At 45.8% G+C, this 14907-nt stretch carries 11 protein-coding genes; 3 read left to right on the forward strand and 8 right to left on the reverse strand.

Annotated features, from left to right (window positions below):
* Positions 1-2: 2 nt before the first annotated feature.
* A complete protein-coding gene (locus tag ACOIT5_RS16990) occupies positions 3-1280 on the forward strand; it encodes a DUF4861 domain-containing protein (RefSeq protein WP_423127353.1) in 1278 nt (425 codons plus the stop codon).
* 148 nt (positions 1281-1428) lie between these two features.
* Here ACOIT5_RS16990 and ACOIT5_RS16995 read toward each other — a convergent pair whose 3' ends face one another.
* The 3 genes from ACOIT5_RS16995 to mltG all read right to left on the reverse strand — a co-directional run bounded on the left by ACOIT5_RS16995 (position 1429) and on the right by mltG (position 4962).
* Entirely contained in the window at positions 1429-3069 is a 1641-nt protein-coding gene (locus tag ACOIT5_RS16995; protein ID WP_423127354.1) for an alkaline phosphatase family protein, read from the reverse strand.
* A 166-nt stretch (positions 3070-3235) separates the two neighbouring features.
* Positions 3236-3751 carry a hypothetical protein gene (locus ACOIT5_RS17000; protein WP_423127355.1) on the reverse strand — a complete coding sequence of 172 codons (516 nt, stop codon included), beginning with the start codon at positions 3749-3751 and terminating at the stop codon, positions 3236-3238.
* Between the two features lie 149 nt (positions 3752-3900).
* The gene (gene mltG / locus ACOIT5_RS17005) at positions 3901-4962 is read right to left on the reverse strand and encodes an endolytic transglycosylase MltG (protein WP_423127356.1); all 1062 of its coding nucleotides are present in this window, start codon (positions 4960-4962) and stop codon (positions 3901-3903) included.
* Positions 4963-5120: 158 nt separating this feature from the next.
* Between mltG and ACOIT5_RS17010 the strand changes: the two genes are divergently transcribed.
* Positions 5121-6308, forward strand: a complete 1188-nt coding sequence (locus tag ACOIT5_RS17010; protein WP_423127357.1) for an FprA family A-type flavoprotein — start codon at positions 5121-5123, stop codon at positions 6306-6308.
* 106 nt (positions 6309-6414) lie between these two features.
* On the opposite strand, the gene ACOIT5_RS17015 is transcribed toward ACOIT5_RS17010, so the two are convergent.
* The 3 genes from ACOIT5_RS17015 to ACOIT5_RS17025 form a co-directional block, all read right to left on the reverse strand.
* Entirely contained in the window at positions 6415-7902 is a 1488-nt protein-coding gene (locus ACOIT5_RS17015) for a UxaA family hydrolase (RefSeq protein WP_423127358.1), read from the reverse strand.
* A gap of 25 nt (positions 7903-7927) precedes the next feature.
* Positions 7928-9448 (reverse strand): tagaturonate reductase, encoded by a 1521-nt coding sequence (locus ACOIT5_RS17020; protein WP_423127359.1) that lies wholly within the window; start codon positions 9446-9448, stop codon positions 7928-7930.
* Positions 9449-9827: 379 nt separating this feature from the next.
* Entirely contained in the window at positions 9828-10244 is a 417-nt protein-coding gene (locus ACOIT5_RS17025; protein WP_423127360.1) for a hypothetical protein, read from the reverse strand.
* Between the two features lie 403 nt (positions 10245-10647).
* On the opposite strand from ACOIT5_RS17025, the gene ACOIT5_RS17030 reads away from it, so the two are divergent.
* Positions 10648-11415 carry an SGNH/GDSL hydrolase family protein gene (locus ACOIT5_RS17030; protein WP_423127361.1) on the forward strand — a complete coding sequence of 256 codons (768 nt, stop codon included), beginning with the start codon at positions 10648-10650 and terminating at the stop codon, positions 11413-11415.
* Between the two features lie 72 nt (positions 11416-11487).
* On the opposite strand, the gene ACOIT5_RS17035 is transcribed toward ACOIT5_RS17030, so the two are convergent.
* Together ACOIT5_RS17035 and ACOIT5_RS17040 are read right to left on the reverse strand one after the other, a co-directional pair.
* Positions 11488-13515: a transketolase family protein gene (locus ACOIT5_RS17035; RefSeq protein WP_423127362.1), complete on the reverse strand. Its 2028-nt coding sequence runs from the start codon at positions 13513-13515 to the stop codon at positions 11488-11490.
* 160 nt (positions 13516-13675) lie between these two features.
* Positions 13676-14845, reverse strand: a complete 1170-nt coding sequence (locus ACOIT5_RS17040) for a phosphoglycerate dehydrogenase (RefSeq protein ID WP_423127363.1) — start codon at positions 14843-14845, stop codon at positions 13676-13678.
* Between the last annotated feature and the right edge of the window lie 62 nt (positions 14846-14907).

Below are 14907 nucleotides of genomic sequence, written 5' to 3' on the forward strand. Positions count from 1 at the left end.
GTATGAAAGTGAAAATAATACTGGTGGTTGGAACGGCATTGCTATCCCTGGCTTGCCGGCAGGAAAAGCAACTGGCGCTGAGCAATCCGCTTGATCAGGCCAGATTCGATGAAATCATTGTGCTTGACCGTGCAGCCATTGAAGCTTCGTTCTCTCCGGGTGATGTAACGCTGGTCCCGGTGGTAAGAAACGGCGAATCGTATCTTCCTTCCCAAGTTGATGATCTGGATGGAGACGGCGAATGGGATGAGTTGGTATTCATCGCTGATTTTCAGCCCAATGAACAGTTGGAACTGACGATTGATTTTGTTCAGCCAACAGCATATCCTGAGTTTGAAAAACGAACCAACCTGCGCCTTGGCATCGACCAGGGTGATCATACTTATCAAGAAGTGGATGATTACCTGGCGCCGGACAATAAGGAGGGCTTTAAAATTATTGCACAGGGAGAGAGTGTTAGCTGGGAAAACGACAAGATGGGATTTCGTTGTTATTTTGATGTGCGAAATGTGAAGGATCTGTACGGTAAGCTGAAACCCGAAATGGTGCTCGATAAGATACACACGCCGGAATTGGGCGACTATCATGTATTGGCCGACTGGGGAATGGACGTGCTTCATTGCGGAAGCTCATTGGGCTCAGGTGGATTGGCCATGCTGGAAAATGATTCGTTGTATCGTCTGGGTTCGACTGAAGTTTATGAGTACCGGAAAATTGCTGAAGGCCCTGTTCGTTCGGTTTTCGACCTGAAGTACGGAGGTTGGGATGTGGCCGGCCAAAACCTGTCGGCTGTTGAACGGATTAGCATTTATCCGGGGAAATACTGGTTTCAATCGGATGTAACGGTATCCGGCTTCACCGGTGAAAAGCAAATTGTCACCGGAATAGTGACCAGCCTGCTGAAAAACGATCCTTACGAATTTGATGCGAACAGCGAATACAAAGCGGTGGCAACGCTTGACGTCCAGTCGCTGAATAAGGATGAACTGGGAATGGCGATATTAGCAAAATCAGACGAAGTGACCCGGATTGACAGGACGACAGATATTAATTTTTTCAATCTGGGTTATCAAACCGTTCCCGAAAAGAATTTCAGCCAGGTCATCTCTGAGACCTGCTACCTCGCGCAAAAGATCAGGAATGATGAGGCTTCGCGGCACTTCTTTTTCTCTGTTTGGGGACTGGAAGATCCAAAATGGAAAGAGATCAGCGAATTTCAAAAATACATCGCTGCCGAAGCCGAGAAATTGAGTCACCCCCTTGTTGTGATGATTAGATAAGTTTACTTTTTCTTAGATGAATTGGCCGGCCCGTTTGGGTTCGGCCTTTTTTTTGAAAAAGCATAATAACCAGTAGCCAGTAACCAGTAGCCAGTAACCAGTAACCAGTAGTAACGGTGTCTTCTCCTTTAAATTTTGGTCTGTTCGTTTACCAAAGAATTTCGTCCAGTACGCGCCCCTGGCAGTGGGAGGGGATGTCGAGGCCCAGGATCTCGAAGATGGTTGGGACCAGATCAATGGCATCTGCTTTTTCGCGGAAACGACCGTTTTTTACGCCTTTGCCCAGCCAAATCAGCGGGATGCGCGTGTTATCGTTATAATTGGTGCGTTGAAATTTAAATTTTGGCTGCCAACCGTCTTCAAACACGTATAACACATCGCCCGAGCGTTTCAGGTTGTATGATTTAGCCATACTCACCAGTTGACTGTTCAGGAAATCGCCCCGTTCAAAATCAGCTGATGGCATAGCCAGTTTTACCCCTTCAAACTGGTTGATAAAACTGGCTGTTTTTGACTGGATCGTTTCCAGTGAAAGGCCTTTTTTCTCAATTAGTTCGCGGTTGAGGTAAATTTGCTGGTCGCTTGTAAATTCCACCCAATCACCTTGCCCGTAGGTAATATTCAGATATGATTTCAGCAAAGCGATCATGCTTTCGGGCGACACGAATCCGACGGGCATGTTAAATTCTTCTTTCAGGTAATCGACCGGATAGCTGGCCGAACAGGCCGACGTGAGCACCACCAGGGTATGATCGAGACCAATATTTTTCTCCAGGTAGTTCAGCAAGGTGGCAATATCCTGATCGAGACGGAGGTAGGTGTCCTGCATTTCCACCGATGATGGCCCGAACGAGCCGTTTTCATAGTCCATCGATGAGAAGTTGATGCAGAGCAGGTCGGGTATTTCATCGCGGCCCAGGCGTTCATATTCAATCAGGTTGATTGAAAAGTCAAGGACCATTTTATTGCCGTAGGGCGTTGTTTTCAGTACCTTGTAATTTCCGGCACGCGACATTAACTTGCTGAGGTTATAAGGGAAGGTATTCCACTTTTCGTAATAGCCGGTTTCCAGCACATAATCGTCTTCAACGCTGGCCCCGTAACTGCCCGAGGGCAAAAGCAGCGACCAGTCGCGCTTGATATACAGATCGGCGAGTTTTTTATAGTTGAAGTCGATAGCCCAGGAGGGAAACTGATCGACATAATAGGAGCTGGAGATCATGTTACCAGTTTCGTTATCGAGCCAGTAGGCCCCATCGGCGGCATGCCCGGCAGAGAAAACTGCGCTGTAGTCATTCAGTCCAACCGAAAACACCTTGGCCTGCCCATTGGTTTTCAGTTTTAACCCATCGCCCAGGCCGGGGCTGAGCAGGCGAACGGCCGAGCGTTGCCCTTCGCGCGAGTCGCTCCCCACGGTCATGTAGAAATTATCCTCAATTGCGTTGATTTCTTTTCCTTTCAGCCGGTCTAACCAGCTTTCGTTAACAATACCGTGCCGGTCGGGGTAAACGCCTGTGAACAGGGTGGGGACACCGGTATAACTTTTCATCACATGCAGGTTTATGGAGGCGTTGGAACACACGGCCCCCTGGTTGAGCAGCCGCAGAAAACCGTCCTGCTGAAATTTATCGGCGTAACGCGACAGGTAATCGGTACGCATTTGTTCAATATTGATTACCACGACCAGGCGGGGCGGATTAACCGATGGATTGTTTGTTCGTTGCGCAGCCAAGCACCCACTGATCATTAAGGCTGCTATCACCAGATTAATTCTTTTTTGCAATTGCATGTTGTTGTTTGTTAAGAAGCCTCAAAAATAAAAAATTACGGATGAATGGAAACAGTTCTCGATAAATATTCCCGGGTTGTTTCAGCACTTTATTAAAACCGCGAAGTTTTACATCCTGACCAGTGATGCCTGTTATCCGCTCGTCATTCTGCCGTCAATGATCACATCATTTCCTTTTTCGGGAAGAGCGGATCAGATCGCTAAGGTTGAGTTGTAAGCCGGGGTTTATTCGGTCGGGATTGTACGGGTTGCCATATGATTTTATCACGGTAGTGTTTCGTAGTCCGAGATTGGCCAGTTGGGTGTAGAGCAACTGCATATTCTTTTCGAAATATTTCATTTCCAGGCTGTAGGTAACCACCGGCTTTATCATATAATTACGGTAGGCGACGATGAACGTATTTTCTGTGGCTTTACCGGCGGTGGCGTGAACGATTTTGGGCGATAGCGACAAATGATTGATCATGAGTGAATCACCTTCCTGTAAATAAGTCCGGAAATAACCGGTGCTGTCGGTAGCAACAATTTTCAACGTCCGGTAGTTGATGAGATAAGCATTTTCAACCGGGACCGAATCTTCGCTAAACAAGTAACCTTCGAAGATGATGAGCTTTTCGTCCTGATTCTGAGATAAGCCGATGAAAGGAATAAAAACAGCAAAAAGCAATATGCCCGACTTCATTGTTTTTTGCTGCAAACATAGGCTTCTTATCTGTTAAGATTAATTAAGTTTAGCCAACAAACCTAAAGCATTGTTAAATGATGTTACGGCCTACCGGCGACAGTTGTTGTGTTACAATCGGTAAACTGAATCCCCCTATTGTTTTTCGGCTATTGCCAGATTTGATTTTGGTTCAGGGCTTCGCGGTAACGTTGGGCATTTTTGTTGTGTTCGTTCAGGGTGCGGGCAAAATTATGGTAGCCTGAGAAGTCTTCGCGGGCACACATGTATAAGTATTTGTTGTCGTCGGCATTCAGCACGGCATCAATACTCGAAATTTCGGGAAAATTGATTGGCCCCGGCGGGAGTCCGGTATACTTATACGTATTGTATGGCGATTCAATCTCAAGATGCCTGGTTAACACCCGTTTGATCTCAAAATTGCCCATCGCGAATTTGATGGTTGGATCGGCCTGAAGGATCATTCCTTTCCGGATACGGTTGATGTACAGGCCTGCTACAATTGGTTTTTCGTCGGCTTTTATGGTTTCTTCCTGCACAATGGAGGCCAGGGTAATCACTTCAACCGGACTTAACCCGAGCTGGCTGGCTTTTTCCAGTCGCTGGTCGGTCCAAAAACGCTCATATTCGGCCTTCATCCGTTCGGTAAATTGTTCAGGGCTGGTTGTCCAGTAAAATTCGTAGGTGTTGGGAATAAACATGGCATGAAAAGAATATTCGTCAAAGCCCATTTGTTCAATCACTTCAGGTTGGGTAAAATAGGCGATCAACTCCGTTGAATCGGGTTCGATGTATTTGGCTACTTTGCCGGCCAGTTCGGCCATAAAGCGCAGGTTGTTAAAAGTTACCGATACGGGCTGCTGATCTCCTGACCGCAACATGTTAACGATGCTGTTGGTGTTCATGCCTTTGTCAAAAACATATTTACCGGGCTTCACCAGGTTGGGGTAGTCTTTCTTTTTTGCCACCCATTTAAAGGCTTTTTCATTCAGGAGGATGTCCTTGGCCCGGAGAGAATCCAGAACCTGTTCAAAACCGGCATCGGAAGGGATGGTTATACTTCCCGGATTTTTAACATTTCCGTCAAATATGTAGTTGAAAAGCTGGTAACCCCTGAGCCCGGCCAATACAAAGGCGATGGCAAACAGAACGATCAACAGCTTGTTTAATTTCGGGAAAAGCATAATCCGGTTATTCAAATTCAGTTTCATTTTGTATTGTTTTTGAACTGCAAAAATAAACTTTTCGGTGAATACCGCTTCATGTGAGCTTTACCTTAAATTTCGGCAAAATGAAAATCAGGCGATATTGGTTTAATCTAAATTGCCTATTTTCGTGTACTCGGAAATTCAAATAAAAACGAAAACATATGCATCAGGTTAAATTGGCTGAAAACATTTATTATTTGGGTTATAATGACCGCCGGACACACTTGTTCGAAAATATCTGGCCAATCCCGCGCGGGGTATCCTATAATTCGTATCTGATTGATGACGAAAAAGTTGCCTTGATTGATACGGTAGAGCGTCAGTTTATTGATGATTACCTGGAAGATATTGATGCCATTCTTGGCGGGCGAAAAGTTGATTATCTGGTGATCAACCATATGGAACCTGATCATTCGGGGGCTTTGAGGGCCATCGTCGGTAAATACCCGGAAATTACACTCGTGGGAAATAAAAAAACCTTTGGTTTCGTGGAGAGTTTCTACCTGAAGCCAGTTCATATGCTGGAGGTCCATGATGATTCCGTGTTGAAGCTGGGTAAAACAACGCTTCAATTTCAAACCATCCCGATGGTACACTGGCCCGAAACCATGGTCAGCTATGAGGAGACGAATAAAATTCTTTTTGCCGGCGATGCTTTCGGCAGTTTTGGCACCCTCGACGGCGGTATTTTTGATGACGAAATCAACCTCGATTATTATGAGGTGGAAATTATGCGTTATTTTACCAATATTGTCGGGAAGTACTGTCCGCACACCCAAAGGGCTATTAAAAAGTTAACTCCGCTCGAAATTAAGATGATAGCCGCCACGCACGGGCCCATCTGGCGGAGTCACCTCGATTGGGTATTAAGTCGTTACAACAAATGGAGTACCTACACCACCGATCCGGGTGTAGTCGTCGTTTACGGTTCGATGTACGGGAATACCCAAAAGATGGCCGAAGTGATTGCCCGCCAGCTGTCGGTCCGGGGGATCAGGGATATTCATGTGTATGATGCTTCAAAAACACATGCGTCGTACATCATCAACGACCTGTTTAAGTACAAAGGATTTATCGTGGGCAGCGCCGCTTACAACAACGAAATGTTTCCAACCGTTGAAACCTTGCTGAGCAAGATTGAACACATGGGGGTAAAAGATCATTACCTGGGTATTTTCGGGAATTATTCGTGGAATGGGGGAGGGGTTAAAAACCTGAAAAAATTTGCAGAAAATATAAAATGGGAGTTGGTTTATGACCCGGTAGAGGAGCAGGGCGCCCTGAAAAAAGATAAATACGAGCGTTGTATTGAACTGGCCAACGCCATGGCAGACAAATTACTTGGATAAGTAAAGCAAACAGCTTAAAAACAACAGCCATCCGATAATTGCCGGATGGCTGTTTTACTACTACTCAATTACTACTAACCACCCCTCGGTGAGGGGATATCTTCAGTTATAAGGTGATTCCGGTTTTAAAGATAGCAATTTCTTTAAAACCGCTGAGTTCATGTTTTAATTTTTTACCTTCGGCGACCGCGGTCAGTTCCGCAACAAATTCTTCCAATGCCTGCTCCATCGTTTGATTCTCGACCAGTTTTCCGGCGTTGTAATCAATCCAGTTCGATTTTTTTTCAAACAAGGGTGTGTTGGTCGAAATCTTCATGGTTGGAACAAAGCTGCCAAAGGGTGTGCCACGGCCGGTGGTAAAGAGTACAAGCTGACACCCGCTGAATCCCAGAGCCGAAGCGGCAACCAGGTCGTTACCCGGCGCATAAAGCAGGTTTAGTCCGTTCTTTTTAATCGGATCGGCATAAGCCAGTACATCAACTACCGTTGCCGTCCCGCCTTTCTGGGTACATCCCAACGATTTATCCTCGAGCGTGGTAATACCGCCTTTTTTATTTCCCGGCGAAGGATTCTCATATACGGGCAGGTCATGTTTCAGATAATATTCTTTAAAACCGTTAATCATTTCAACGGTTTTATCAAATACCTCCTTGCTTTCCGCTCTTTCCATCAGCAAATGTTCGGCTCCAAACATTTCGGGGACCTCGGTCAGGATGGTACTGCCTCCCTGCGCTACCAGAAAATCAGAAAAAACACCAACCAAGGGGTTGGCGGTGATTCCGGACAAACCGTCGGAACCACCACACTTTAACCCGACTTTTAAGCTGGCGAGAGGTACCTCCTCCCGCTTGTCATGGCGCATTTGCTCATAAATTTCCCGGAATAACTTCAGGCCTTCCTCCACTTCATCTTCTACTTCCTGAGCAACCAGAAATTTAATTCGTTTGGGATCATAATTTCCGATAAATTTTTTCAGGTGATCGATCTGGTTGTTTTCGCAACCCAGTCCAAGGACTAAAACTCCCCCGGCGTTCGGGTGATTGATGAGTTGTGCCAAGGCTTTCTGGGTGTTGGTATGATCGTCGCCCAACTGAGAGCAACCGTAACTGTGTTTAAACACGTGGATACTGTCAATATCATCGGCAGCATGATTTTCTTTGAAAAGCGAAATGATCTGCTCGGCCTGACCGTTAACACAGCCAACGGTCGGCACGATCCAGAGCTCATTCCGAATGCCCACGTCGCCGTTACTGCGCTTAAATCCTTTAAATGTAAGCTGTTTGCCCGAAAAAGGCAGCTGATTGAACCGGGGCTTGTACTCGTAACAGATTGTTCCCTCCAGGTTGGTTTTTATGTTATGTACATGTACATGGTCGCCTGCCGGTATGGTTTGTGTGGCATGGCCAATCGCGGAGCCGTATTTTACCACATCGCTCCCTTCAACAATAGTTTCCAACGCAATTTTATGGCCGCGGGGAACCTCGTTGAGGATTTTTACCAACAGGCCGTCATGCTCGATCGATTCGCCTTTTACGTAATCTTTTAAGGCAATTGCCACATTATCCGCCGGATTTATTTTTATAAAGTCTGCCATTTACAGCGATTTAAGTTTATCAAGATTAGTTGACCGAAGAGGACAAATTTTGTTTTGCTTTGGCCTCAATGGTTATCTGCATTAAGGGATTGTTGGCATTTAATACGGCTTTAACCGCTTTTTTCATGCCTACCTGTTGAATTAAGAACAGGTAGTGGCTTACCGTGATGGTGAGGTTGGGGATCCGGTTCAGGTCCTGTTTCCAAACCTTGTCCAGGCTTAATACTTTTTCAGCCAGTTGATAGATTGAAATGGGTCTGCCGTCGCAGGCGGCCCAGGCTTCCCGGTAGAAATCAAGAATCCATTCGTCGTCCTGAACTTTATACCGTACGCCGTCCGATTCTCCTTTGAAGTAAGCAATCATGGCTGCCAGTGAGAAAACCAGCTTTTGCGGTAACATCTGGTAGCTGTTGACAAAGTTGAGCAGCGAAGGCAGGTTTCTGGTTTCCCACTTCGACATGGCGTTCAGGGCAATACTTTGCCATAAGTGACGAATATACGGATTTGAAAAACGTTCCAGAATTTTATTGGCAAATTGGGTCAGCTCTTTTTCGGTGCCGTCGAGAACAGGTAATACTTCATCGTAAACCAGCCCTTTCATAAAGTCGCCCACTTCGAGGTGTTCGTAGGCTTCGCGGACTGTCTCTATACCGCTCAGGTACGAAACAGCATAACTTCCGGTGTGGCATCCGTTCAATACCTGGACCTTTTGTTCGCGAAAACGGGTCATGTCTTTCACAAATTTCACATCCAGGCCGGCTTTGTTTGCCGGAAATTCTTTGGCTACCCATTCGGGCGCTTCAATGACCCAGAGGTGAAAATATTCACCCACAACCACCAGCTGATCTTCATAGCCCAGCTCAGCCTGAATTTCCCGGATGTCGTCTTTGGGGAAACCGGGTACAATGCGGTCAACCAGCGTATTACAGAACGCGCAGGCCGTTTCCGTCCACTGTTTGAATTCGTCGCCCAGCTTCCAGTTTTCGGCATGTTTGAGGACGTATCTTTTCAGCATGTCGCCGTTGCGGTCGATCAACTCGCAGGTAAAAAAGATCAAGCCTTTGTCTGCTGCGCCGTTAAATGCCTTGAAACGTTCGTAGAGCAAAGCAGTAACTTTGCCGGGGAATGATTGCTGGGGTTGCATATCCAACCTGTCGTTTTCGTCATAGCAGATCCCGGCTTCCGTGGTGTTGGAAATCACAAAACGCAGATCGGGGTTCAGAACAGACGCCCGGTAGGTTTCAAACTCCGTGTAGGGATTAATTCCGCGGTTGATACATTGAATAAATTCGTATTCCTTAACGGGTTTGCCGTTTTTAATTCCTTTCAGGTAAACATGGTAAAGTCCGTCCTGTTGGTTTAACAGGTCAACCATCCCGGTTGCCAAGGGCTGAACCACGTCGACGCCCGCGTTGAACCCGATTTCATTATTCATTTTTTGAACCATCCAATCGGCAAATGCCCTTAAAAAGTTACCTTCTCCAAACTGTAAAATACGGGTTGGGTATTTTGCAGCTTCTTTTACGTTTGTTCTGTCCAGTTTCATGATCTTGGTTTATTTTTCAATTTTTTATCTTTTCCGTTATCGTACACGGTGTTTGTTTAAAAAAATCGTGTTCGTACACGATATTGGCCGCGAATGTAGAAAAAATATTTTTGATCGCCCAAACCCTTAAAAGTTAAAAAATTTATCAGGTTGATATATAGTGATTTATAAATATTGGTTCCGGATTCTTAATGTTTAGTTTAAATTGGATTTTGGAACGGTATGAATTTATGTTACTTTTTTCATCGTATTGGTTTAATCAGGTGAAAGAAAGTATAAAATAAAGAAGCCAGCTTGAAAAAGCCGGCTTTTAAAAGATGTCATAATTTAGTCGATTTATAGCTGTTTCAGTAACCGTTACGTTGAGTGCGTCATAGAACTAAAAGCTTATTGACAGGCCAATTAATGGTTTTATCCTTGTGTTTGCGTTAAAATTACTTGATACTTCAAGCCCAACGGACAAAGAAAGATTCTCTTTCAAAATATTGGCTTTTTTCAATTCGACAGGTACGACCAGATAGGTGTCATCGATATCTGAATAACTGGCGCCAAGGCCCCATGAGAGAAAAAGTTCCTTTACTGGGATGTCGTTCCTGATCAGGAAAGCATACCTTGCATCCTGAACTTCTAGGTTTGTACTCTCAACCTGGAATTCAGGGTAAAATTTGCATGTTGTAAATAAGCTTATTGAAAACCGGTCGCCGTTATAAAAACTCACGTTTGTTTGTTTTTCCTGGCTAAATACACTTAATGATAAGCTTGTACATATCATTAGTAATAAATACTGTCTTTTCATGTAAAAATTATTTGTTTATGGTGATAAAAGGGTGCTTCAACATATCTTTTTCAGAAAAGATGTCTCTTATTTATAAACTATAACATTATAATACCTTGTGTAAATACCTGAAAGCTATAAAGTTGTATTCATTATTGAAAATTGTATTTCAAAAGTATAGTTTTATTGTGAGTAAAACAAATATAATCGATTTTTTGTAAACCCAGGGTTCTTGCAAGCTCCGCATAGAAAGAAAATTGTACACGCGATGCAAAAAGAAGAGAACGTTTTAATAAAGCTTGCGAACTTCATCTGTATATTTGTGAAATAACAGGCAAGCCCTGTAACGGCTTGACTGGCTTACCAACCGAAAATGCGGTAAGCCGGGCCTGTTTCATTACAAATCAGTTAACTAAATAAACAAATGAACCTATCAAGAAGAAATTTTATCAGACGGTCGGCCTTCCAGGTGGCCGGCGTTGCCAGTGTTCCAATGATTTTGTCAGCTGCTTTGCCGGCTGCCGGCAGTAAAAAGAAAACCGGATCATCGCTCTTCAATACCGGCGATGTGATTCTGTTTCAGGGTGATTCCATTACCGATGCCGGACGGAACAAACAAGAACAAAAACCCAATCATGGCGGCTCGTTTGGCGGCGGTTATGCCTTAATGACTGCTGCCGCTCTGCTGGAGCAGATGCCGGAGAAGCAACTCACCATTTACAACCGGGGTATCAGTGGTAATAAAGTTTATCAACTGGCCGAACGCTGGCAGCAGGATTGTATTGATTTGAATCCGAAAGTATTGAGTATTTTGATTGGTGTAAATGATTACTGGCACAAGCGGAACGGCAACTACGACGGAACCGTAGAGGTTTACGAAAAAGATTTTCGCGCCCTGTTGAAAAGGACGCTCGCAGAACTTCCGGGTATTAGCCTGGTGATTTGTGAACCCTTCTCGGTCGACGGCGGCTCGGCCATTGGCGACGGCTGGCAGCAGGAATTTGCCCCTTACCGGAAGGTTGCCCAGGCGCTGTCGAAAGAATTTAACACCTTCTATGTGCCTTATCATAGCATTTTTGAAGAAGCATTGAAACATGCTCCGGCAGAATACTGGTGCCCCGACGGCGTACATCCGTCGATGGCCGGAGCGCAGCTGATGGCGCAGGCCTGGCTGAAGGTTGTGAAGGGATAAGTTTGCAGAACAGGAATAAAAATAAAACAGGCCGGAAGATTCCGGCCTGTTTTATTTTGTTGTAATGTGTTATTAAGCTAGCAAGGCTTTTACCTGATTGTAAACATTCTGTCCGGTAAATCCAAGTTTTTCATCCAGTACGGTATAAGGCGCCGAGAAACCGAAGGATTCCATGCCAAACACATGGCCGTCGGCTCCAACCAGGCCTTCAAGTGTTACAGGCAATCCTGCTGTCAGACCGAATTTTTTCACACCGCACGGAAGTACCGATTTTTGGTATTCTTTGCTTTGACTGCGGAACAGTCCTTCAGACGGAACCGAAACGATCCGGCATCTTACTCCGTCCTTTTCCAGTAATTCCGCCCCTGAAAGCAAGGTGCTTACTTCCGACCCGCTGGCCAGTAAAATAACATCGGGTGTTCCTTCGCAGTCGGTAACAATGTATGCTCCCTTTTCAGCCTGTAAGGCTTCGGTATACCGGTCGGCTTTGGCAGGCAGGTTTTTAATGTTCTGACGTGAGAGGATCAGTGCCGTTGGCGCAGCAGAGTTTTCCAAAGCCATCTTCCAAGAAACGGTTGTTTCTTCAGCGTCGGCCGGCCGGAGCACAAGCATTGAATTCTGACCGTGGTGGTTTTTCAGTTTTTCCATCAGGCGGATTTGGGCCTCCTGCTCTACCGGCTGGTGGGTAGGGCCGTCTTCGCCAACACGGAAAGCGTCGTGTGTCCAGACATATTTCACCGGCAGTTGCATCAGTGCAGCCAGGCGTACCGCCGGTTTCATATAGTCTGAGAAAACGAAGAATGTTCCGCACACCGGGATGACTCCGCCGTGCAGGGCCATTCCGTTCATCAAACAGGCCATCGTTAATTCGCAAACACCGGCCTGAAGAAATGCCCCGCTGAAGTCGCCTTTTTTGAAAGCTGTGGTTTTTTTCAGGAAGCCATCGGTTTTATCCGAGTTGGATAAGTCGGCCGACGAAACGATCATGTTTTCAAGCTGACCGGCAAAAGCGGCCAATACGTTGGACGAAGCGGCTCGGGTGGCAATCCCGGCTTTTTGTTCAATTTTGCTGAAATCAAAGTCGGGAGTTTCTTTTGAAAAGAATTTTTGAAGTTTGGCAGCCAGTTCCGGATTGTTTTTGGCCCATTCAGCCTGGGCTGCTTTTTTCTCCGCGGCAGCTTTAATCAACTCATCTTTCCGCGTATTGAAAAGTTCCCGCACCTCGTCGAAAACAGTGAACGCATTTTCAGGGTCTCCGCCCAGGTTCAGAATTGTTTTCTCGAGTGAGGCGCCGGCTTCTCCAAGCGGCATCCCGTGGGTGGCGCATTTGCGTTCGTAGTTTTCGCCGGTAGCGGTAAGGGCGCCTTTACCCATGATGGTTTTACCGATAATCAGCGTTGGTTTTTCCGTTTCAGCGTTTGCCGCTTTCAGGGCTGCACGGATTTGCTCTACCTCGTTGCCTTCGATGGTGATGACTTTCCAGCCCCAGGCTTCGTATTTTTTTGCTGTATCTTCAGCCGTGACTTCTTTGGTTTCGGTTGAAAGCTGAATGTCGTTCGAATCATAGAACATGATCAGGTTACTCAGTCCCAGGTACCCGGCAATACGACCGGCTCCTTGTGAGATTTCTTCCTGAACGCCCCCATCCGAAATGAAAGCGTATGTTTTGTGCGACATCCATTCTCCAAAACGTTCAGTCAGGAAACGTTCGGCGATGGCGGCGCCCACCGCCATCGTATGGCCTTGTCCGAGCGGTCCGGAAGTGTTTTCAACTCCGCGGGATGCGTCAACTTCAGGGTGTCCGGGGGTTACGCTTCCCCATTGTCTGAAATTTTTCAGGTCGTCCATGTTGTAGTTCCCGGTAAGGGTGAGGATGGAATACAGCATCGGAGACATATGTCCGGGATCCAGGAAAAACCGGTCGCGGTTGATCCAGGTCATATCACTTGGATCGTAATTCAGAAACTCAGCATATAAAACACTAACAAAATCAGCTCCGCCCATGGCACCACCAGGATGGCCGGATTTTGCTTTTTCAACCATAGCAGCCGAAAGAATACGAATATTATCTGCTGCTTTTTCAATCAACTTGTTACTCATGATTTTTTTAATTTTTTGCCAGAATTATATCTTTCGATTGATGACATTGCATGCAAAAATAAAATATTTTCCAGATAAAGGACGGTTAAAAGAAAGATACCGGTAAGTTTCGCAGACGCGTTTTACATACCGGTATCGTTATATTCTAGGTTTGGTAGCATTACGGAAGGATGCGGACCATAATGATTCCTTCGACAGACGACAACTTTTCTGTCAGTCCGGCAGAGGGGGCTGTTCCGTCAATATCAATAATGTTATAGGCGATATCTGCTTTGTTTTTGTTGAGCATGTTGGCAATATTCAGTCCTTCTGATGCCAGTATGCTGGAAATCTGGCTCACCATATTGGGAACGTTTTTGTTGGCAATAACAATGCGGGGCCCGCCATTACGTTCCATTTCGGCTTCGGGAAAGTTAACCGAGTTAACGATGTTGCCTTTTTCAAGGTACTCGCGTACCTGGTCAACTGCCATAACGGCGCAGTTGGTTTCCGATTCTTCGGTGGAAGCTCCCAGGTGCGGAATGGCAATGACGTTTTTCATTTTTAAGATTTCTTCATCCGGGAAATCGGTGACATAACAGCCGACTTTGCCTGATTCAAGCGCTTCTTTTATGTCGGCCGTGTTGACCAGGCCCCCGCGGGCAAAATTGAGGATACGCACGCCGGGTTTCATCATTTTGATCTTGTCTTTATTGATGTAACCTGTTGTTTCGGGTGTCTGCGGGATGTTGATTGATACGTAATCGGCTTGCGACAGCAACACCTCGATACCTTCGGCACGTTTTACATTGCGGCTCAATCTCCAGGCTTGTTTTACCGAGATGTAGGGGTCATATCCCAACACTTCCATTCCTAATGACTGGGCGGCATTGGCAATTAATACTCCAATGGCTCCCAAACCAATAACTGCAAGTGTTTTTCCGCGAATTTCATTTCCTCCGAAGTTTTTCTTCCCGGCTTCGACAAGAGCCGGAACTTCGCCGCCTTTACCAATCAGGGTTTTTGCCCACTCAATAGATTGGGCAATGCCGCGCGACGACAGCAACAAGCCTGCAATAACCAGTTCTTTAACGGCATGAGCATTTGCTCCCGGGGTATTGAAGACCACAATTCCGTTTTGTGTACATTTTTCAACGGGGATATTGTTTACTCCGGCTCCTGCCCGCGCAATGGCCCTTAAGCTTTTGGGTAATTCCATGTCGTGCATTACCTGGCTTCTGACGATAATTGCATCAGGATTCTGGAACTCACTGGCAATTTCATATTGGTCCAGCGGGAAATTTTTTAGCCCGACGGGATCAATCTTATTTAAGGTCTGAATCTTAAACATGTGTTTATAAATTTTGTAAGTGCCTTTATTAATGAGAAGTTTTAAAGTATGACAAAGATCAC

Source organism: Gaoshiqia hydrogeniformans, assembly GCF_049347105.1.
In the GTDB taxonomy this organism is placed as follows: domain Bacteria; phylum Bacteroidota; class Bacteroidia; order Bacteroidales; family Prolixibacteraceae; genus Gaoshiqia; species Gaoshiqia hydrogeniformans.

Coding starts and splice junctions, on each gene's coding strand:
- ACOIT5_RS16990 (WP_423127353.1), top strand. CDS start 3: ATGAAAGTGAAAATAATACTGGTGGTTGGAACGGCATTGCTATCCCTG.
- ACOIT5_RS16995 (WP_423127354.1), bottom strand. CDS start 3,069: ATGCAATTGCAAAAAAGAATTAATCTGGTGATAGCAGCCTTAATGATC.
- ACOIT5_RS17000 (WP_423127355.1), bottom strand. CDS start 3,751: ATGAAGTCGGGCATATTGCTTTTTGCTGTTTTTATTCCTTTCATCGGC.
- mltG (WP_423127356.1), bottom strand. CDS start 4,962: ATGAAACTGAATTTGAATAACCGGATTATGCTTTTCCCGAAATTAAAC.
- ACOIT5_RS17010 (WP_423127357.1), top strand. CDS start 5,121: ATGCATCAGGTTAAATTGGCTGAAAACATTTATTATTTGGGTTATAAT.
- ACOIT5_RS17015 (WP_423127358.1), bottom strand. CDS start 7,902: ATGGCAGACTTTATAAAAATAAATCCGGCGGATAATGTGGCAATTGCC.
- ACOIT5_RS17020 (WP_423127359.1), bottom strand. CDS start 9,448: ATGAAACTGGACAGAACAAACGTAAAAGAAGCTGCAAAATACCCAACC.
- ACOIT5_RS17025 (WP_423127360.1), bottom strand. CDS start 10,244: ATGAAAAGACAGTATTTATTACTAATGATATGTACAAGCTTATCATTA.
- ACOIT5_RS17030 (WP_423127361.1), top strand. CDS start 10,648: ATGAACCTATCAAGAAGAAATTTTATCAGACGGTCGGCCTTCCAGGTG.
- ACOIT5_RS17035 (WP_423127362.1), bottom strand. CDS start 13,515: ATGAGTAACAAGTTGATTGAAAAAGCAGCAGATAATATTCGTATTCTT.
- ACOIT5_RS17040 (WP_423127363.1), bottom strand. CDS start 14,845: ATGTTTAAGATTCAGACCTTAAATAAGATTGATCCCGTCGGGCTAAAA.